Genomic DNA, 20,176 nt, shown 5'->3' with positions numbered 1-20,176 from the left:
GATAATGATTAGTGAAATCCCTAGCTTTAAAGGCTTAAACATATTAGTGGTCGGCGACCTGATGTTGGATTACTATTGGTTCGGGCAAACTACGCGCGTATCACCCGAGGCACCTGTGCCCATAGTTAAAGTCGGCAAAAAAGAAGCACGTGCGGGTGGTGCTGGAAATGTTGCCTTAAATATTGCCTCGTTAGCCGCCAATGTCACGCTATTAGGTATCGTTGGGGATGATTCCGAAGCCGGCGAACTAGAAGACTTACTAGCAGTAAAAGGGGTTTCTTGTGATTTTATTACCAGTGCTCATGCGCCAACTGCGTGTAAATTTCGTATTGTTGCCCAGCATCAACAGCTAATACGCCTGGACTTTGAAGAGTCCTTAATCGATTTTGACTATTCAGAACTGCTAGAACACTATACAAAAGCATTGGCAACAGCCGATGTGGTTATCTTCTCAGATTATGCCAAAGGCGTTTTAGAGCATATTCCTCAGCTGCTAGAGTTGGCTAATAAGCAAGGCGTGAAAAGCTTTGTCGACCCAAAAGGCACTGATTTTTCCCGCTATCAAGGAGCTACTTTAATCACTCCAAACCGAGCTGAGTTTCAGGCCGTTGTCGGAGTCTGCCAGGATAATGATCAGATTATCAGCAAAGGTCAGGCCTTACTAGCGCAACATAATATAGATGCTTTACTGGTCACCTTAAGTGAGCATGGCATGGCCTTAATTAAAAAATCGGAAGCGCATTTTTTACCCACCCATGCACGCGAAGTCTTCGATGTCACAGGTGCTGGGGATACTGTGATTGCCAGTATGGCTCTGGGCGTTGCTTCTGGGTTGGGCTTACAGCACGCCATGCATCTGGCTAATATGGCTGCGGGTATAGTCGTCGGTAAATTCGGCACGTCGACTGTTTCCAGCCATGAGCTTAATCGTGCCCTGCATGGGGATAAGGAAAATATTAGCGGCGTGGTCACTGAAGATGAGCTATCAAATGAAATCGACTTTGCCCAGAAAAGTGGTGAAAAAGTGGTCATGACCAATGGCTGTTTTGATATTTTACATGCAGGGCATGTCGCCTATCTTGAACAAGCCAGGCTACTAGGCGACCGTCTGGTCGTCGCCATTAATTCCGACGCATCGGTACAACAATTAAAAGGAGAGTCGCGCCCGATTAATAAATTAGCCGACCGGATGACTATTATCGCTGCGCTAGGTTGTGTAGATTGGGTGATTCCGTTTTTTGAAGAAACGCCCGAACGTATTTATAATAAATTTTTGCCGGATGTATTAGTGAAAGGTGGGGATTATAAGCCCGAAGAAGTTGTTGGTGCAGAGGCTGTAATTAAAGCGGGCGGCAAAGTACAGATTCTTGATTTTGTAGCTGGTAAATCGACGACGACTACGATTGAGCGTATTAAAAATCAGGTCGAGATTCAACGGGCTTGAATAGGGCATCCAGCTTGATGTAACTACATTGAGTAGCTACAATATCAATTATGGAGTTTACATGGGATGAAAATAAAAGACTGGTTAATCTACAGAAGCATAAAATTGATTTTGTTGGTTCTGAAGCAATATTTGATGGCTACACTGTTACATTTGAAGACGATCGTATAGGTTATGATGAGCAAAGGTTTGTTTCTTTTGGTCAATTTAAAAAATGAGTAGTAGCAGTTGTTCACACTGAAAGAAATGAGGATATACGGATTATTTCTATTCGTAAGGCTACTAAACACGAAGAAAGGTATTATTATGCAGCAATCACAAACTGACTGGAAAAAAATTGATGCAATGGAAGATAAAGATATTAATTTATCTGAATTATCTGAGGCGTCTCATGAACAATTTGCTAAAGCTATTGTTCGAAAAAATTTGAAACCAGTGCAAGGAAAAACTCAAATTACCTTAAGGCTTGATACAGATGTACTAAATTGGTTTAAAGCACAAGGTCAAGGTTATCAAACGAACATTAATGCTTTATTAAAGGTATATAAAGATGCAAACCAAAATCAAAGTCTCACAAAAAAATCCCGCTGACCTTTGGTCGCGCAGGTTGATTTTATATCATAATTAAGTGGTTTGTCAGGGTTCATCGAATATCTGCTAGCGGTGTCTGATTTTGGCGTTTAATTTGTATCTGACCCGAGTTATGAAGGCGGTGATTATAAGCTCTAAGACGTCGTCGGAGCTGAAGCTGTTTTTCAGGTAGGCGGTAAGGTAGAAATTCTTTATTTTGTTGATGGCAAGTCGACTACAACCACGATTGAGCGGATAAAAAACCAGTGTAACTACTCAGACAAGCTGAGTAGTTACAGCAAAATAAACACTGTAGGATCAGACATCTTGATTCGCTATCCTGAAAGAAATCCATTAAAACTTAAACTAGGCAATATAATTAAAGGGTTAGGGAATTATTGTCAAATGATTGATATTTTCAGCTAAAGAAATGAAAACGGTACTCATTTAGGTTAAACTAAGCCCTCATATCATACGAGGTATTCAATTAATGCAGCAACTCATGCTCCCAATAATTCCTCAGGGTACGACTATTATAAATGGTCAGGTCAGTGTTGATAACCGAAATGATGAGTGGTTTTATTTCCTCGGCGGTATCCCGATCTATTCTCACCAGGCTGACAATAAGAGATTATTTAGACTTCACACCTCTCAACTCATCAATACCGGCTCCTGTCGTTCAATCGATATTATTACAACCTTTGGTGTCTCTAAAAGTAGTGTTATGCGCTCATTAAGGCAACTACGAGAAAAAGGGGCTGATTCGTTTTTTGAACCTCGCCCGACTCGCAAGGGAGGACCACTCTTTACGCTTGAGGTTTTGCAGCAAGCTCAGGAATATCTGGATCAAGGTATGACGCCTAACGAAGCCGCTAAAGAATTAGGCATCCGGGCAGATACCTTTCGCAAGGCGATCAGTGATGGACGTTTAAAAAAAAGTCTGCCGTATCAATAGACCCCAATGATGGCAGTACCAAATCAGCCCGTGATATTATTGATGCCAGTGCAGCCGAGTCACTCGGTACGGCCTGCACTCGAGTAGAAGAGCGAATCCAGGCGGCTTTGGGTGAGCAGGAAAAGGGAGCCTCAATCGAATTCGAATCCTGTTTAGATGTTCCTAAAGGCGGTGTGTTATGTGCATTGCCCGCGTTACTTAGCAATGGCTTATTAAATGACATTGAGCACCACCTTGGCAAACTGACAGGTTATTATCAAACCTTTCATATCCTATTGCTACTCGCCTTTATGGGACTATGTCGCATCAAAAATGCCGAACAACTTCGCGAGCATGCACCGGGTGAATTCGGCAAACTACTTGGCCTGGATCGGGTTCCCGAAGTGCGCTGTTTAAGAACCAAAGTAAAAGGACTGTCTGATCCAGAATCAGTTGAAAGCTGGGCGGCCGACCTCAGTCGACAATGGATGGAAAATGAACCAGAGGCAGCAGGAACACTCTACATAGATGGTCATGTCCGTGTCTATCATGGACACTTGACTAAACTTCCCAAACGGCATGTTTCACGCGAAAAACTCTGCTTACGGGGTATCACCGACTACTGGGTTAATGATGGTACGGGGCGTCCCTTCTTTGTCGTTGAAAAAACGGTGGATCCGGGCTTACTAAAAACGCTGGAAGAAGATATCGTCCCCCGATTACTCAAAGACATTCCGAATCAACCGAGTGCACAAGCATTACAGCAAAACAAACAAGCCTGTCGTTTTATCCTGGTGTTTGATAGAGAAGGCTATAGCCCCGCATTCTTTAGAAAGATGTGGGACAAGCATCGTGTCGCTTGCATGACCTATCATAAATTTCCCACCGAAAATTGGCCACTGGACAATTTTTCCAGTCAGGAGATCACACTACCGAGTGGTGAAAAAGTCATCATGAAACTCGCCGAACGAGGCAGTCTGGTTGGAACCAAAAAACAGGCGATGTGGATGAGAGAAGTGCGCAAGTTGACTGATTCTGGTCACCAAACCAGTATTATTACCACAGCCTATGAACTAGAGTTGACGGCTGTTTCTGGGCGAATGTTTAGCCGGTGGTGCCAAGAGAACTTTTTTAGATATATGAAGCACCACTATGGGATAGATATGCTACAGGAGTATGGAATAGAGCCACTATCCGATACCCAAAAGGTGGTCAACCCTGATAGGCGCCAACAGGAAGGACAGCGTAATTCGATACAATCCAAACTCAATTACCGTCTATCTCGATTTGCAGCGATGGAACTTCATCCGGTGATTAAAAAAGATGAAACGGAAGATGTGAAATACAAGAAATGGGAAAGAAAACGAGCAGAATTACTCGAAGAAATAGAGCATTATGAAAATGAACTAAAAACCATCAAGGAAAAACTAAGCCAAACGCCCAAACACATTACCTGGCAAGAGTTGAGAGACGAAGATAAGTTCGAACAGCTTCTGCCAGGGAAAAAGCGGCTGATAGATACTGTCAACATGATCGCTTATCGGGCAGAAACAGCAATGGCCGCTTTGCTAACCTCACCGACAATCGACTTTCCGATGGCAAGGCAACTATTACAAACGCTGTTTGTGACAGAAGCAGATATATTACCCGATGAAGTAAAAAAACAACTTCGGATACGTGTGCATAGTACTTCCCGACCTGCAAGTAATAAAGCAATAGAAAAGTTATTTGAACAACTCAATCAAACGGAACTCAATTATCCAGGAACCGATCTGCGCTTAATTTATGAGCTGACTTCATCCGCAAAAAATTAGGAAATGGTCTCAAATTAGTTTCGTCTGAATCAAGATGTCTGAGGATGGGCAAAGAGCTTCATCCGTGCCCATCAACGAAAACCATTCAAATCGAAGGCTCAGGCTAGCTCCTCTAAATGCCTATATTTAAGGGTATTTTTTATTAAGATGAGCGTCGGAACGGACCGAAAAAAATAATTGGATATTAATTTCTGAATGTTATGTATACCCATTTATTTTTTTTCAGATATACGGGAAGCCGAAGGCTAGCGAAAGGACAGGGCAGTTAGAATTCGCAATTCGGGACATGTCCCACGTTTTTTTTCTTGAGCATAACCAGGATAAGAACGCTTATGAGAAACGGCAGAATGGTGAAATTCCAAGGGGTCGGCCAACTTGATCTTTTTTATGGATGTTAGTACTGATAATCGGTACCATTCATAAATTTAGCGAAAACACAAAAAAACTGGAACTTATTTTTCATCGTCCCGTTAGTGGAAATATAAAGTGGAATGATATTGAGTCTTTGTTTATTGAATTAGGTGCAGAAATTAGTGAACGTGAAAGTTCCCGTATTGGTGTTCGTTTGTTTAATACTCGGAAAGTATTTCATCGCCCACATCCATCACTAAATACAGATAAAGGAGCTGTAGCCAGTATTCGTGAATGGTTGAGAGAAAATAAGGTCGTACCAAAATGAACATAATGGAAATTAATAACTATCGTGCCTTAATTCAATATGATCCTGAAATTGAAATGTTTCGAGGGGAGTTTATGGGGCTAAATGGTAGTGCTGATTTTTATGCCAGTGATATTGAAGGATTAAAAGAAGAAGGGGCAATTTCCCTTAAGGTTTTTCTTCAAATGTGCAAAGAAGAAGGCGCATGATTACTAGAATTGCACTTAGCCCATCTTTCGATTTCAGTGACAACAAGTTGTTTAAAAACAACCAGATACGCACAATCTGTCCTTGGTGTTGGCACTACAGATTTTTTATTTTGAATTAAAGCTAAATCAATGTTTTGTTAACACCCCCTGGCTGCATTGAGATTTCCAGTGCTTTATAAATGACGGATTGTCGTGGCTCTGCATTCGTTGCTTTCCTTAGATGAATGGCTTTTCCATCTTCCCGCCGTAAAACAACGGTAATGCGTTGCTGGTTTTCCATTGTCCGCCGAATCGTCTGCCAGCTATCATTAATATGTTCAGCTTTGAGTTGATAACGAAGCGTCTGGACGAGATGATAGGCAATGAGAGTGATAAAGATATGCCCATTAACCCGTTCTTCTTTTCGATGGTAGATAGGGCGTAGCCCGAGTTCACTTTTTAGACTGCGAAAAACACTTTCTAGATCGGTTAGCATGGTGTAGGTGCGCCAGAGCGTTTCTTCATTCCAGTCGGTCAGGTTGGTGCGTAAGCAATAGACTCCAGGGTGGGTTGCCGCGAGTTGGCTTTTTCCATACGCTTCCAGCTGATTGAGTTGGCCTTGCCTCCATCATCATCAGGTACGACCGTTACTTCATAGTGCTGTGCTGCACGCGCGTATTTTTCCTTTATGCGTCCCAGCCGTTCTAACACTTTTTCATGTTTTTTTGTGGTTCCTTTCTTGCTCAATCCAGCATGCAGGCTGTTGAGTGCGGTTTCATATTTTTCTGAAAAACTATCCTGCATGGCTTGTTCTTTCTTTTCCCTGAGTTGCGAGTGGCAGTACAGTTCAACTTCTCCGGTCTCTTCTACAGTCACTTTTTGAACTTTTACGCGTTGCCCCGGAATATCTTTGATCAGAGTTGCCTTTTCTTCATCAAAATCCCGCTTGCGTTTGCGTGAGACAACAATATAGTGGTAGCCATGCTCAATGAGGTACTGGATGTTTTCTTCACTGGCAATACCTGCATCAAGTATCACAGTGGATCCTGTGCGCCCTTCCAGTCCTTCAAGCATAGTTTGCAGGGTTTGTGGTTCACTTGCATTACCTGGGAAGATCTGGCTTTTACGTGGAAAGCCACTGCCATCAAGCACCAGCCCTAATGTAACCAGGGGACAGTCACTGCGCTTTTCCTTGGAGCGGCCTCTTTTTGCTGTTGGGTTTGTTTTGGCTTCGCCTTCAAAGAAGGTATTTGTCAGATCATAAAGCGTGATAGTTTCACTGAAGCTGAACAGATCCCGTTCTTGCTGGTATAAATGGGTTTCAATGGCTTTCCGGTGTTTCCATAATTGGTCAGATACCTGATACAGACGATCCAGTCCCATGTCTTCGAAGTCATAGTCGATTAACTCACCGAGGCCGCTGGTTGTCTGCAGCCAGCCGTGTGTGGCTAACTCACTTGCAGGGCAGGCCATGCGAGCAATGATAGTACCGAGGGAGGCGGCAAGCTGGTGCTGGTTAAAACCCAGAGATTTCAATTTATCATCCAGGGTTAACTGCCTTACAGCGTGTAACGCTATTTGCTCGACTCCCACACGGCGCGGCCGTACAAGCTCTAAACTGCCGATATCCACGGTCTCAAATTGAACGCTATCGTCAAGGGTTGTACTTCGGGATGTGATGATTTGAGTGGCGTAATATTGTGCCCGTGTTTCGAGTGATTCCTCTAGGTCAATAGTGAGCCAGTCAGTCTGTGCTGTCAGTAATTGATTGATACGGCTTGATAGTGATTTCCACTGGGACTTGGGCACATCAAAGTAACGGCCAAGGTTAAGCAAAGTGTGTTGTTTGACTTTGCCATCAATTCGCTCGGATTCGACTAGCCGAAACGTTTTGTAGGTCTCGCCAGTTGCCTTGGTTCGGGTCGTTGTGCATCGGATATACATACTTGAATTTTTCCATAAAAATCAAGTGAATGCAACTCTTTTTATTGTATTATGGCACTACACTTTGCTTGAAAATGCAAATGTTTGTAATGCCTAGGTTTTTATTTTTTTATCCTATTAAAATTGACATTTTAGTGGCTTTTGAGCGAAAAAAGACTGAACATGGGCTAAGAGTTGAATCCGCAATGTATAACAAGCCACTTTACTCGGAAAATTTATTCGCTGCGCTCTAAAATTGTCGGTGAGCTTCGCGTTAGAAGGCAGTTAAGACAAAGCAGTGTAAACTATAATTGACATAAAATTTACTGTAACCTATAGTTCACACATGATAGAAATTCGCAAAACAGATGTATTTTCTAAAGGGTTCGATGGTTTAAAAGACCGTCTTGGTAAAGCTCGAATTCAGGCGCGCATTGATCGCTTAGAATTAGGCCACTTTGGTGATACATCAACTGTTGGAGAAGGTATTGGCGAATTACGTATTTTTTGTAGCCCTGGTTACAGGGTCTATTATGTAAAACGTGGCGAAGTATGTGTTGTTCTTTTATCTGGCGGTGATAAAGGCACCCAGAATTCAGATATTGTAAAGGCAAAAAAACTAGCCAGGCAACTAGAGGACTGAGTTATGAGCATTAAGACCACAAAATGGGACTCAGCAGAGTACCTAAAAACAGAAGAAGATATGAAACTGTACCTTGAAGCATGTATTGAAGAGGCAGGAGACGATCCTTCTTTTATCGTTCATGCATTGGGTGTAGTCGCACGAGCTAAAAACATGAGCCAGTTGGCGAGAGATACCGGTTTAACTAGAGAAGGGCTTTATAAAGCCCTATCTCCTGAAGGCAATCCAACCTTTGATACAGTGGCAAAAGTTGCAAAGGCTTTAGGCTTTAAACTTTCTATTGATATAGCCGCATAAACCTTCTAACAAAAAAATGCACTCGGAAAGTCAAAAAGCTACGCTCCTAGTAGCTCGTAGCTATACTTTTGCCGTCCGGTGATTTTGGCCGTTAGGCGGTATAAAAAAGGTAATTTATGTTAACAGTGTGTGAAGTATAACTAAAGGTTGATCAATCATGCTCTTTTTTGATAAAGTCTGTATTCCAGCAAGCTACTTCGAATAGCCTTAACAGTGCGAAGTATAGCGAACTGACGAAACTTATCTTTTAATGAATTTTAACTTTGAGAGAACCTTATGAAACCTGTACTATTTGTATCCTTAATAATGGCACTAGCCATTACTTTAACCGCCTGTGATAACAGCAGTAACACCGATAAAGTTGCTGAGATCTCAGCGGAGCTAAAAGAAGCTGGCACAAAGATTTCTGAATCAGCTGAAAATTTTAGCGCTTCTGTTGCAACTGAAGTAGAACAAGTGAGTCAGTCGGCAGAAGAAGCGACTTCAGATGCTGCTGAGGTAATCGAAGACAATTTGGAATCGATTCAAGAGAATGTCGAGAACAATCCATGAGGCTATTCAGATAGGTCGTTGTTTATTTCCTGATACTGACTACTTGATTTTAACAGTGGAAACTTAAAAAGGCTTTGGGTTCAAGGTTATAACACCAAAGGGTTTTTATCAAATATGGAGAAAAATGACCACGGGCATATCAACAAAAACAACTACATAGAAAATTTTAAATGCTATTGAAGAGTCTAGAAAAGACTAATAAAAAAATCCAGCTAACCGATATTGGCGTAATTCGGCTTTCAAATGTAATTTTATAGCAAAACTCTATGGTTTATCCTAGAAAAATCAGTTGAGTGCGAGTTTATAGTGCAAGATATTGAATTAATATAACACTTTCAAAAAATTTTAGCTTCACCCCTTAGGTTAAGCGGACATTTTTTGCAAGTGCGGTGGAATCAAGAGCTTGTGCTTGAAAACGTGAGCAACTGATTTTTCTAGGTTTATTAAAGTTCATCGTATATCTGCCAACGGTATCTGATTTTGGCGCTTCTAATGTAAAGTAAGCAATATATGAAAACTATTCTCTGTTACGGTGACTCAAATACATGGGGATATATTCCTGGTAATAATGGGCGTTATCCACGAGAAAAGCGCTGGCCTTCTGTGCTTCAAAGAATGATTGGAGCGGGTTTCTATGTTATTGAAGAAGGTTTGTGTGGACGATATACGGTTCACGATGAGCCATTTCGTGTTGGTAGAAATGGCGCGGCTCTGCTCCAGCCTATTCTCGAAACTCACGCTCCTGTTAATTTATTAATACTATTTCTGGGTACAAATGACCTACTGCATCATGTTGATATTACAGCTTTGGATGCTGCGCGCGGCATAGAGGTACTGGCAAAGATTGCACAGTCAAGCGAAACAGGGCCTTTAGGTAACCCTCCAAAAATACTGATTATATCTCCTCCGCGAATTCGAAAACTTTCTACTGAACTATCACAGCTATGCCATGGAGAGCCTTCGAAATCTGTAGACTTTACTCAATTTTTTCGAGAGATTGCAAATGAGCGAAGTCTATTTTTTCTGGATGCGGCTGAGATACTTGAACCAAGTCCTCTAGACGGGGTACATTTGGATGAAGATGCACATTTGGTATTAGGGAGATGGAAAGAAATAATCATCCAAACGAAGTAAGCTTGTGTCTCAATAATTTATAATAATGAATTCTGAATTTATTCTCACACTAGGCAGATAAGCTTGTTGATATTAACAGATAGCATTATAGGTTGGATTATAAATACAGCCCATCGTTTAAAAGGCTCGGTACGTCGTATATTCATGGCTGAAACGGTGGAGCTACTAGGCTCAGGTGGTGCAAGTATTGCTGAAGAAAAACTAGGATGGAATAGAGGCACTATCCGAAAAGGACAATATGAACTTGAAACTCAGCCCATAGAAGATAATTTTTCAGCGAGAGGGCGTAATAAAAGTGAAGAGCATTTTCCTCATCTACTTGATGACATAAAAAAAATTGCTGAACCGGAGTGTCAAACGGATCCCTCTTTTAATTCCTGTCGATTATATACCCGGCTAACGGCTAAAGAAGTTAGAAAACGTTTACTGGAGATTGATTATTACGATGAAAAAACATTACCTTGCTCAAAAACTATCAATACAAAATTAAATGACCTGAGTTACCATCCAAAAAAGGTACAAAAAACAAAGCCTCATAAGAAAATCAAGGAAACGGATGCAATTTTTGAACAAGTTCATTCAGTCAATGGAATGGCAGATATCAACCCAAAAGAGATTCGTATATCAATTGATGCCAAAGCAAGAATGAATATAGGAAATTTTTCACGGGGAGGACGAAATCGGGTTTTAACAAAAGCAGAGGATCATGATTTAGATGTTAAGGAAAAGTTAACTCCTTTTGGTTTTTATCTGCCTGAACATGATGATTTTTTCCTTTTCTTTACAGCAGGCTATGCCAGCAGTGATTTCATCGTTGACCGATTGGAAGAAATTTGGCCAGAAATTCAAGAAAAATATGGAGTAGATATTCTGACAATTAACGCTGACAATGGTATGGAGAACAGTAGCTCCAGAACTCAGTTTATAAAAAGGCTTGTGGAGTTTGCTGAAAAAAGCAACATAAAGATAAAACTGGCCTACTACCCTCCTTATCATAGTAAATATAACCCAATTGAACGAGTATGGGGAGCCTATGAAAATCATATTAGTGGCGACATAATGGATACAGTTGAAACAACTTTAAAATTTGCCAAAAGTATGACCTACAATGGCAAAGCACCTATTGTTAAATTAACAGAAAAAATATATGAAACAGGAGTAAAGGTAGGTAAAAAAGCAATGAAGACGTATTATCAGTTTGTTGACCGAATGCCATCGTTGGAGAAATGGTTTTTGACCATTTCTCCTGGTTGTTCTGGATGATTATTTCTTTCCATCTCCCTTAGGGAATGCAATTAGCCGTATAGTACTCAAGATTTTTGAATGAAAAATAACCCAACAAGGGAAGGTTGTGATCGCGAAGCGAAGCAAAGCACAATATCAACTGATTGTTGGACAAGCCCGGTGCTCTTACTGCCTGGAAGGAATTTATGGAACAATCAGCCAGGCACGCGGGTGGTTTTGGTGTGAGCTATATAATAAGGAACGCGCACGGAATAAGTTGAGCGTCTGGCGCAGGATTTTTATTCGTATTCAAAGCCTGCCCCGCGCTTGATACGGGGACGTAGAAGACGGATAAAAAGACAAGCGAGTTGCTTAAGACATTTCCAAAGTCCGAGTGTAAACCACCAGAGTTTAAAGAATCTAGATATTTAGAGATTATCGTATAGACGATGATAAAATATATACTTTACATTAGGTGTAGTGAAAGAAAGCTGCGTAAATACAATACCTACTTAATGCTAGAAAAAATAGTTGAACCTACCCTCCTTTTGCTTTCTATTTAAAGACTTACTGTTAGCGCTGGGTCGATAGTAGGCAATTAAAATATAATTCTAGAAAAATAAGTTGCTCACGGTTTCTAGCGCAACCTATTTATCCATAACCCTCAGCTATAATTCGTGATTCTTGCATGTTTTTAGCAGAAACCTAGTGGGTAAGCCACAAATTCCCGATTAAATATTTCGGGAATGACGAGGTTTAGCACTCCGTTATCTATGTTCAGTTGGATAAGCTAACCGAACACCTTACTCTCATATTTTTTACAACGAACACACCAAGGCTAATAGCTATGATTATTGTCACAGGCGGCGCTGGATTTATTGGCAGCAATATCGTTAAAACCCTCAATCAACAAGGGCGCACGGATATTATTATTGTTGATGACTTAACAGATGGTACCAAGTTTCGTAATATTGTTGATTGTGATATTGCTGATTACTGGGATAAAGACGACTTTCTTAACAGAGTACAAACGAATACTGGCTTACCCGATAAGATAGAGATTATTTTTCATGAAGGTGCCTGTTCCTCTACCACGGAGTGGGACGGGAAATATATGATGCAAAATAATTATGAGTTTTCCAAAAGCTTATTACATTTCTGCCTGGATCACACTATCGCGTTTATCTATGCTTCTTCGGCGGCAACTTATGGCGATACTAAACAGTTTACCGAAAGTCGTGAATTTGAGGGGCCGTTAAATGTTTATGGTTATTCAAAATGGCAGTTTGATCAATATGTGCGTAGCCTTAATCTGGATAACAATAGCCAGGTAGTGGGCTTGCGTTATTTTAATGTCTATGGTCCAAGAGAACAGCATAAAGGTAGCATGGCCAGCGTGGCCTTTCATTTACATAATCAACTTTTAAAAGGTGAAGACCCTAAGTTATTCGAAGGTTGTGATGGTTATGAGGATGGTGGGCAGTTGCGTGATTTTATCTATGTTGACGATGTTGTTGCAGTCAACCTCTGGTTATTTGCGCACCCTGACGTGAATGGTATTTATAATGTCGGCACCGGCAAAGCCCAGTCCTTTAAAGATGTCGCTGAAGCTGTGATTGATTTTCATCAGAAGGGTGAGATTGAATATATCCTTTTCCCTGAGCATTTAAAAGGTAGTTATCAGAGCTATACTCAAGCGGATATGAGTAAACTATTATCAGCGGGTTATGATGCGCCGTTCAAAACCGTACAGCAAGGTGTTGCCTTGTACCTAGCCTGGTTGAGTCAGTAGCGTAAAATTTCTGCAACGGCTTGTTACGTTTCTAATCCAGACATTTCGGCAAAGTTGATGACTTTCATTCTAATTGCCAGGTAGATCAGCTTTATATCACTGCTTATCTCTAGTTTATTTTTGATCAGGTAGTGACAGTTTGCTACCGTTTTAGGGCTGAGCTTGAGTATTTTTGCTATGTCTTCTTTTGAGTGTGATTCGGCTAACATACGAAAAATTTCAAATTCACGGGGCGATAAAGATTGTAGAGCTCGATGCTGATGTCCTGATTTTTCCAGGGCAAGTGCTTGTGCTATATCAGCGCTGAGAAAATGTCGTCCGGCATACACTTCGTAAATACCCTGCAGTAAACTCTCCGGTGTACTACTTTTGGTTACATAGCCCAGTGCACCGGATTTAAGAGCCTGTAAGGTAAAGAGAGGGTTTTGGTGCATACTGAAAACCAGGATTTTTGCCTGTGGGTCGCGTTGTTTAATGCGTGTGATGGTTTCCAGTCCGCCCTGCTCAGGCAAGGAAATATCCATAATAACGACAGCGGGGTTCACGGCTTTAAAACGTTGATAAGCTTCTGCGCCATCAGCTGCTTCGGCAATGACTTCCAGTCGTGGCTGTTTTCTTAGTAGTGAGCGGTAACCTTCACGAATCATCGCATGGTCATCAACCAGCATTAGGGTAATGGTTGTTTCTATCGGCATAATCATGACTTAGAATTATCAAGCAAGGGGAAACTAATCAGCATATTAAGGCCACCGGATGGGCTGTTATGCAGCTTAAATTGCCCACCCACGGCGTGAACCCGCTCACGAATACCTAGCAAACCAATGCCTGCTGTAGATGAAAATGGCAGTTCTACATCACGACCATTATCTTCTATGTTGAGTAGTAGAGATTCATTTTTGCTAGTCAGCTCAACTAGCGCGCTTGATGCACCTGAATGTTTAGCAATATTAGTCAGGCCTTCCTGAATAATACGAAACAGGGTAGTCGGCAATGGCTTAACAAGTTGTGAACAATCAGCATGAATGACAAGACGGTAATGAATTTTATTATTAGCGACTGAATTCCATTCACTTATCAGGCTGTTGAGACTGGCTTCCAGTCCCAATTCATCTATTTCAGCCGATCTTAAGTGGTGTAAAAGGTCGCGTACGGTCTGCATAACATGCCCATTAATACGGCTTATATTTTTAGCCTCCGCGACTAAAGCCGGGCATTCTATTGCAGCTGTTTGAGCAATCGAACTTGCCAGTGCATTGACTGCGGCTAGGCATTGTCCTAATTCATCATGTAGCTCTCTGGCTAAATATCGGCGTTCCTCATCTTGCAAACTTATTAGTTTATAACTTAGATGCTGGCGTTCAACTAATAACTGTTGCTGAGTATTCACTAATTCATTAATTGCCGTAGCCGTTTGTTGCCATTCAACAATGTCAAAATCCGGTAAACGAATATTTAAATCTCCCTGTTGCATTTTTGTTAAGCCGGAAACGATGTCTTCTGCAGGCCGTAAGGTTTGACGGATTGATAAATACACCAATAAACAGACCCCCACTATAGTAAACACTGAAAGCGTTAGTAAAACACGCAGGCTTTCCCATGCATGGCTTAATTCTTTTTCCACGCTAGGGTTCAGGCTAATGATGCCTTGCTCCTTAGATTTAAAAATTACTGGCCTACTTATTTCAAGGCCCGGGTGAAATAAGGTTTTGTAAAGTGTCTCAAATATATCCGGCCATTGCCTGTCTGACCAGGCTGGGCCGCGACAAATATTGCGCGTAACGCTATTGTCTGCAGAGCTAAAATGGATACATACGCCTACAACCTCCCGGGTTTCTTGCCATAAGGCTAAATCCGGGAATTTATCAGCATGCTCTAACCCTACATTAATCCGTAGTAATTGCATTTGTAACTGTTTGACAATAGAGTCTAGCGTGGATTGCGATTCTAGCTTTGTTTGCCGATCTGCCTGATAAAGCACATAAGCTGATGTGCTTAGCAAACAAAAGAATGCGACAAGTATAATACGCAACAGTAAATGAAATTTAAGGTTCATACGCCAACTATCGATGAATTTTTTTAGTTTATTTGTAACTACTCAGAGTATCTGAGTAGTTACAAAAGTAGATTGTACATGTCCAGCCAGCCACCAGAAAAGCAGGTATGTGATAAAAAATATCATGATAGAACAAGCGTTTTGTAGGATGGGCAAAGGAGGTACGACATGCCCATCGTGTTCTCGTTGATGGGCACGGATGAAGCCCTTTGCCCATCCTGCAGTGTTTATTTTGCTGTAACTACTCAGCATGTCTGAGTAGTTACGTTTATTTTATGCTGGGAGAAAATGGATTGAAAGCGTTCTTGCTACAGCGGGCAAATTGCCCGGTTATCATGGGCGTATTTCAGCTTACTGCTAAGCGTTGATAAGTTATACTTTGCGCGGTCACGGATGTGGAAAATATAGTGAGCTGATTTTTGTCGGTAGCAAGGCGCTGAAACTGGCGCATAGCCAGCTACGTAACGGTTTCATCAACGTAGCTAGCGGCAAAAACTCAGCCGCTAGAAATCCGCATCCGTAACCGCGCGAAGTATGTGCTAAGAAGCACAAATAATGACTTATTTGTCATATTGAAACTTAATTTTTATTAGAGGATAGCAGCTATGAGCCCATACGCTTTCAATGATCAAAATATTCATTGGCACAAACTTGGTGATTTCGAGAATTTTGTTTATTCAGTGCTTGATATTGATGTCGAAAACAAAATCGTTGATGTGATTTTTAAGTTTGAAGCACATAAAAAGATCATTTTACACCGACACAAAGCCCTTAATAAATCACTGGTGATACAGGGAGAACATCGTATATATGAAACAAATGGTGAACTAAAAGAGCGACGTCCAGTGGGGAGTTACACCTCGAGTCCAGCTAGTCCTGAACCGCATAGCGAATGCGGAGGAGATGAGGGCGCTGTGGTTTTTTTTAGTATACGCGGCGAAACGGGCGTTTTATACGAAGTACTCGATGCCGAAGAAAATCTTCTAGGCACACTAGGTTTTCAGGACTTTATTGATTTATTTGCGGCACAAAAATAAGCACAATCGCTGATGTATGGAGATGAATATGCATAAAATAAGCAAAACGGTTACCCTCAGCATTTGCCTGCTATTGGTATTACACGTTGGAACGGTAGATGCCGCCGAGCGCATTGCCGTGCTTTCTTTTGAACTGAACGATATAACTTCTTTGCCAAATACACCCGCAGAGCAGTTAAGAACAGCGACTTTCAAACCTCTGTTGGAGCAAGCCATTCAGCAAAAGGGTGGTTATCAAATTATGCATATCAATCTCGAACAACAGCGGGCCGAAAATGCAGGTTTTGGTTATTTGTTCCGCTTTCATGATGTAGCTGCCAGGCTGGGTAAAACTATAGGTGCTGACTGGTTAGTTGTTGGACAGCATAGCAAACCGAGTTTTTTGTTCTCTTACTTAATGGTCAATCTTATCCATGTGGAAACAGGACAATTATTGGCGAGATTTAATATAGAACCTAAATCCTGCAAGCCCATATTTTGACTCTCATTAACCTGTCTAGCTAAGTGGTTATTAGGTTTTTACTGCCGCTTTGCCAGCCCTCTTTGTCCAACCGATCAAAATATCCAGATTTAAATCATAAATAGAGGAAATTTTTTGTATCGTATGGATATCCCCCGAGCCCAAGGCAATAAACACCCTGCCAACGTGCCATGACCTTTTAATCAAAGTGACTTAACTTCGGTTAATGTTAAGCGAGTAACCCCACCTTAACCCAATCATCCCATTCCTGTGGATAGAGCGGACCTGCAGGTGTTCTGACTCTCAGCTGATTATTGCCTGTGAGTAATTTTCCAGCCACCCGAATCAGATAAGTACGAAGTGTATCCGGCTCCCATTGGCACAACGTTTTGTTGCCACTCAATTGAGCCATCCAGCGCACGGTATTGTAGGCAAGAACGGCGCAATGAAATAATGCGGCATTAGCCAGAAATTGATTCGTTCTGATTTTACCTAAACCCATTTGTGATTTTGCTTCTTCAATCCATGTTTCGCACGTCGCTCGTTCACCATACTTCTTATGTGTTTGCCAAGGCGATAGAGGTTCAGTTGTTACATAACAAAAATAGTCATATTCTGCCGTATCCCAAAGCTCGGACTGAGGTCCTGTCACTTGTTTAGGTTGCTTTATCCTGACCGCGACAAACTGACGAGAGCGAGACCAGCCACCACAACGATATTGAAACTCGCTCTGCTCCCAACCGGGTCGGCCTTGTATGGCTGTCCAGGCCTGTTTGGCCAGCAATGCGTTCAAATTCTTAAGTTTAACCTTTATTAGATACCCATGCCCTCTGGTATCGAGAAATTCAAGCAAATCACCGACAAAATAACCACTGTCACCGCGAAAAATAATGCGCATCCGATTGGGCAAGTGTGCAAGTAACTGTTTGGTAAATTCTACAACACCATTGCTTGTAAAGGCATTGCCTGTCCGGAACCAGGCTTGTAAAATTTCTTTTGTTTCCGCTAGAAAAGCGAGTTGTGGATGGTATGAACGGGCACCTTTCTTTTTGGGGTTGAAGCCTTTGGCACTTCCTTCTTGTCGACCACAAACGGTGTCCACAGTTGAATCGACATCGACCCACTGGACGGATTGTATGCCAGTTTTCGATTTTCCGGAACGAAGCAATCGCCGCCAGTGTTGACCACGCAAAGTATGCGTGAGCGTTTCAAACTGGCTTATCTGCCTATCACTTACTTCTTTAAAGATCCGTAAAATTGTGGTTTCAACAGGAATCTTTATCCAGCCAGCTACTTTGCGCAGTACGCTATCTGCCCATACGGTCGTCACCTTTGCCATTGATGTTGCTCCCCCCATCATGCCAACCAACGTCAATAGAACCACATCAGATAAGTGATGGTCTGCATTTTCACCCCGCCGATGTGGAACGCTTTGTTTTACGGTTTTTTCAAAACCTATCCTGTCTAAATATTTCACGACGGGAATCAGTCCCGCCTGGCTTGTCAATCCATGTGCTGTAGATGTCATTTTTACCGTTCGGGTACGGTTTCTTACGTGAGATGAGGATTTTGATACTTTAGAGGGCTTCATTAAAACAATGAGATAGTGAAATCAGGGAAATGATATTATATCATTGTTTAATAAGGAGTTTTGTGGATTATTATGTATAATGCTTGCAGGATTTAGGTGTTAATTTCAGCTCTGCTTCATGGTATTTCTGACTACTGATGGTAGCAATTTCATCAGGCAATTTTGGTCCTGGTGCCGTTTTATCCCAGTCCAGCGTTTCTAAATAATCGCGAATAAATTGTTTGTCAAAGCTAGGTGGGCTGATCCCCAGGCGATATTGATCTGCGGGCCAGAATCGTGAAGAGTCAGGTGTGAGGGCTTCATCTATTAAATAGAGCTTACCCGCATCATCCAGGCCAAATTCAAATTTTGTATCGGCGATAATAATGCCGCGTTGTTTAGCATACTCAGCAGCAGAGGTATAAAGCTGTATGCTTATATCTCTTACTTGTGCTGCCAGGTCGATACCTAGTAAAGCAACCGTGTCAGCAAAAGAAATATTTTCATCATGATCGCCAACAGCGGCTTTACTCGATGGCGTATAGATAGCTTCAGGTAATTGCTGGGCCTGTTGTAGCCCAGTTGCTAATTGTATACCACAGACACTACCGGTTTGCTGGTAGTCTTTCCAGCCGGAACCAATTAAATAGCCGCGCACAATGGCTTCGACAGGGAGTGGCTGGAGTTTTTTAACGATAATCGCGCGGCCTTCAATTTGTGCGCGTTCATTTGCATCGGGCACAACGTCTGCTAATTTAAGGTCTGCAAGATGATTGGGAATAATATGCTGCATTTTATTAAACCAGAAGTTCGATACCGAGGTCAGTACGCGGCCTTTGCCAGGAATAGGATCGGGCAAAACAACATCAAATGCCGATAGGCGGTCAGTCGTCACGATCAGTAAATGCTGGTCATCGATATCATAAATATCGCGTACCTTACCTCGGGCGCGTAATTTAAGATTCGAGATTGAAGATTCAAATAAAGCCGTGGGTGCGTTCATAGTATTTACTTGGAAGGAATAAAAGAATACGCACTATTTTATATGATTAATCGGCCGACTGACTAAAATATAGCTAGACTTTCTTTGATATTCAGACTTTCAAGCGGCAAGAGTGGATACGGTGTCATATATGCGTTTCTTTTTCCAGCCAGCAAATTGGCCATCATCAAAAGGCAAGTCATTGTCAATTGCATGTTCGTAATAACTTCTAAACAGGCGTGCTGTTCTGAATGCATGTAATTCATCATCGGCAGTAATTGATTCTACATTGCCCACTTGAAAGGTTTTATTTTTAGATTTGCCGTCACACACCCAAAAAACGGTATAGCAAAGATACTTCTTATCTTTCCTGCGGTCGAACTTAATTGTTCTGGATACTCCGGTTAAACCTGTTGTGGTTTTATTTTTTGGCGGCTTTAAAAAACGTGTTTTACTGCCTTTTAAAACGACTAACATTTGATCTCGCCAGGCAATAGCGGCTTTTATGGACTTATATTTGCTGCCCCATAGCTTATGCGAAAAATATCGGCTAGTCTCTTTACCACGGCGTACTATTCGTACCTGAAACCCGAAGGCATCTGGCTCTGTAATATGTTTATGCTTTATCATAGTAAATTACCTACTGTAATTTTGTACTTTTCGATAAATCAATTTGTAGTGTTTCCATGTTAAATTTAGTTATCTCTACGGTATTTATCGGTTAATAGACAGTAATCCATTACCGTCATAAAATTGTCACATGGCAATTATCTATTGATTTCAGGCAAAAATAAGAAAATGATTCGAGTTTTGTGAGCTATGCCCCGAATTTTTTTCTGTTTTGTGAAATACCTAGCATTATAGTGTAGAATTCCATAACCCCACGTATGAGTGGGAATAA

The 20,176-nt window shown here is 41.6% G+C and carries 22 protein-coding genes; 15 read left to right on the top strand and 7 right to left on the bottom strand.

From position 1 onward, the window contains the following. Positions 1–4: 4 nt before the first annotated feature. The 7 genes from hldE to ACQY3F_RS20890 all read left to right on the top strand — a co-directional run bounded on the left by hldE (position 5) and on the right by ACQY3F_RS20890 (position 5,629). Positions 5–1,444: a bifunctional D-glycero-beta-D-manno-heptose-7-phosphate kinase/D-glycero-beta-D-manno-heptose 1-phosphate adenylyltransferase HldE gene (gene hldE, locus ACQY3F_RS20920; protein ID WP_428357027.1), complete on the top strand. Its 1,440-nt coding sequence runs from the start codon at positions 5–7 to the stop codon at positions 1,442–1,444. A 50-nt stretch (positions 1,445–1,494) separates the two neighbouring features. After that, entirely contained in the window at positions 1,495–1,662 is a 168-nt protein-coding gene (locus ACQY3F_RS20915) for a BrnT family toxin (RefSeq protein ID WP_428357026.1), read from the top strand. An 88-nt stretch (positions 1,663–1,750) separates the two neighbouring features. Further along, complete coding sequence (locus ACQY3F_RS20910; RefSeq protein ID WP_428357025.1) at positions 1,751–2,035, top strand: BrnA antitoxin family protein; 285 nt, start codon at positions 1,751–1,753, stop codon at positions 2,033–2,035. 469 nt (positions 2,036–2,504) lie between these two features. Further along, positions 2,505–2,969 carry a hypothetical protein gene (locus ACQY3F_RS20905; protein WP_428353676.1) on the top strand — a complete coding sequence of 155 codons (465 nt, stop codon included), beginning with the start codon at positions 2,505–2,507 and terminating at the stop codon, positions 2,967–2,969. Beyond that, positions 2,966–4,762, top strand: coding sequence for a putative transposase (locus tag ACQY3F_RS20900; RefSeq protein WP_428357764.1), 1,797 nt, complete (start codon positions 2,966–2,968; stop codon positions 4,760–4,762). Before ACQY3F_RS20905 ends, ACQY3F_RS20900 begins: the two co-directional genes overlap by 4 nt. A 391-nt stretch (positions 4,763–5,153) precedes the next feature. Continuing rightward, positions 5,154–5,441 carry a type II toxin-antitoxin system HicA family toxin gene (locus ACQY3F_RS20895; RefSeq protein ID WP_428357024.1) on the top strand — a complete coding sequence of 96 codons (288 nt, stop codon included), beginning with the start codon at positions 5,154–5,156 and terminating at the stop codon, positions 5,439–5,441. A gap of 5 nt (positions 5,442–5,446) precedes the next feature. Then, positions 5,447–5,629 carry a hypothetical protein gene (locus tag ACQY3F_RS20890; RefSeq protein ID WP_428357023.1) on the top strand — a complete coding sequence of 61 codons (183 nt, stop codon included), beginning with the start codon at positions 5,447–5,449 and terminating at the stop codon, positions 5,627–5,629. A gap of 121 nt (positions 5,630–5,750) precedes the next feature. On the opposite strand, the gene ACQY3F_RS20885 is transcribed toward ACQY3F_RS20890, so the two are convergent. Together ACQY3F_RS20885 and ACQY3F_RS20880 are read right to left on the bottom strand one after the other, a co-directional pair. Then, positions 5,751–6,146, bottom strand: coding sequence for a hypothetical protein (locus ACQY3F_RS20885; protein WP_428357763.1), 396 nt, complete (start codon positions 6,144–6,146; stop codon positions 5,751–5,753). Next, positions 6,143–7,552: an IS1634 family transposase gene (locus tag ACQY3F_RS20880; RefSeq protein ID WP_428357021.1), complete on the bottom strand. Its 1,410-nt coding sequence runs from the start codon at positions 7,550–7,552 to the stop codon at positions 6,143–6,145. Before ACQY3F_RS20880 ends, ACQY3F_RS20885 begins: the two co-directional genes overlap by 4 nt. A 325-nt stretch (positions 7,553–7,877) precedes the next feature. Here ACQY3F_RS20880 and ACQY3F_RS20875 point away from each other — a divergent pair, with 325 nt between their 5' ends. From ACQY3F_RS20875 to rfaD, 6 genes are all read left to right on the top strand, one after another. After that, entirely contained in the window at positions 7,878–8,174 is a 297-nt protein-coding gene (locus tag ACQY3F_RS20875; protein WP_428357019.1) for a type II toxin-antitoxin system RelE/ParE family toxin, read from the top strand. A 3-nt stretch (positions 8,175–8,177) separates the two neighbouring features. Further along, positions 8,178–8,471 carry an addiction module antidote protein gene (locus tag ACQY3F_RS20870; protein ID WP_428357017.1) on the top strand — a complete coding sequence of 98 codons (294 nt, stop codon included), beginning with the start codon at positions 8,178–8,180 and terminating at the stop codon, positions 8,469–8,471. A gap of 276 nt (positions 8,472–8,747) precedes the next feature. Beyond that, a complete protein-coding gene (locus ACQY3F_RS20865) occupies positions 8,748–9,023 on the top strand; it encodes a hypothetical protein (protein ID WP_428357016.1) in 276 nt (91 codons plus the stop codon). Between the two features lie 510 nt (positions 9,024–9,533). Beyond that, positions 9,534–10,157: an SGNH/GDSL hydrolase family protein gene (locus ACQY3F_RS20860; protein ID WP_428357015.1), complete on the top strand. Its 624-nt coding sequence runs from the start codon at positions 9,534–9,536 to the stop codon at positions 10,155–10,157. A gap of 66 nt (positions 10,158–10,223) precedes the next feature. Further along, a complete protein-coding gene (locus tag ACQY3F_RS20855; RefSeq protein ID WP_428352931.1) occupies positions 10,224–11,420 on the top strand; it encodes an ISAzo13 family transposase in 1,197 nt (398 codons plus the stop codon). Positions 11,421–12,228: 808 nt separating this feature from the next. Continuing rightward, positions 12,229–13,173, top strand: a complete 945-nt coding sequence (rfaD, locus tag ACQY3F_RS20850) for an ADP-glyceromanno-heptose 6-epimerase (RefSeq protein ID WP_428357014.1) — start codon at positions 12,229–12,231, stop codon at positions 13,171–13,173. 23 nt (positions 13,174–13,196) lie between these two features. Here rfaD and ACQY3F_RS20845 read toward each other — a convergent pair whose 3' ends face one another. Next, a complete protein-coding gene (locus tag ACQY3F_RS20845; protein WP_428357012.1) occupies positions 13,197–13,874 on the bottom strand; it encodes a response regulator in 678 nt (225 codons plus the stop codon). Continuing rightward, positions 13,871–15,172, bottom strand: coding sequence for a histidine kinase (locus ACQY3F_RS20840; RefSeq protein WP_428357011.1), 1,302 nt, complete (start codon positions 15,170–15,172; stop codon positions 13,871–13,873). Before ACQY3F_RS20840 ends, ACQY3F_RS20845 begins: the two co-directional genes overlap by 4 nt. Positions 15,173–15,831: 659 nt before the next feature. On the opposite strand from ACQY3F_RS20840, the gene ACQY3F_RS20835 reads away from it, so the two are divergent. Both ACQY3F_RS20835 and ACQY3F_RS20830 read left to right on the top strand, forming a co-directional pair. Next, positions 15,832–16,263, top strand: a complete 432-nt coding sequence (locus ACQY3F_RS20835; RefSeq protein WP_428357009.1) for a regulator — start codon at positions 15,832–15,834, stop codon at positions 16,261–16,263. Between the two features lie 22 nt (positions 16,264–16,285). After that, positions 16,286–16,744: a DUF2380 domain-containing protein gene (locus ACQY3F_RS20830; protein WP_428357007.1), complete on the top strand. Its 459-nt coding sequence runs from the start codon at positions 16,286–16,288 to the stop codon at positions 16,742–16,744. Positions 16,745–16,952: 208 nt separating this feature from the next. Here the strand turns inward: ACQY3F_RS20830 and ACQY3F_RS20825 are convergent, their stop codons facing one another. From ACQY3F_RS20825 to ACQY3F_RS20815, 3 genes are all read right to left on the bottom strand, one after another. Further along, the gene (locus ACQY3F_RS20825) at positions 16,953–18,314 is read right to left on the bottom strand and encodes an IS1380 family transposase (RefSeq protein ID WP_428352976.1); all 1,362 of its coding nucleotides are present in this window, start codon (positions 18,312–18,314) and stop codon (positions 16,953–16,955) included. A 70-nt stretch (positions 18,315–18,384) separates the two neighbouring features. Beyond that, entirely contained in the window at positions 18,385–19,296 is a 912-nt protein-coding gene (locus tag ACQY3F_RS20820) for a phosphoribosylaminoimidazolesuccinocarboxamide synthase (protein ID WP_428357006.1), read from the bottom strand. Positions 19,297–19,395: 99 nt separating this feature from the next. Then, on the bottom strand, positions 19,396–19,905 hold the full coding sequence (locus ACQY3F_RS20815) for a hypothetical protein (RefSeq protein WP_428357004.1): 510 nt from the start codon (positions 19,903–19,905) through the stop codon (positions 19,396–19,398). Positions 19,906–20,176: the final 271 nt, after the last annotated feature.

The organism is Methyloprofundus sp. (assembly GCF_965251085.1).
Taxonomy (GTDB): Bacteria; Pseudomonadota; Gammaproteobacteria; order Methylococcales; family Methylomonadaceae; genus Methyloprofundus.
This window is presented reverse-complemented; position numbering and strand designations above follow the sequence as displayed.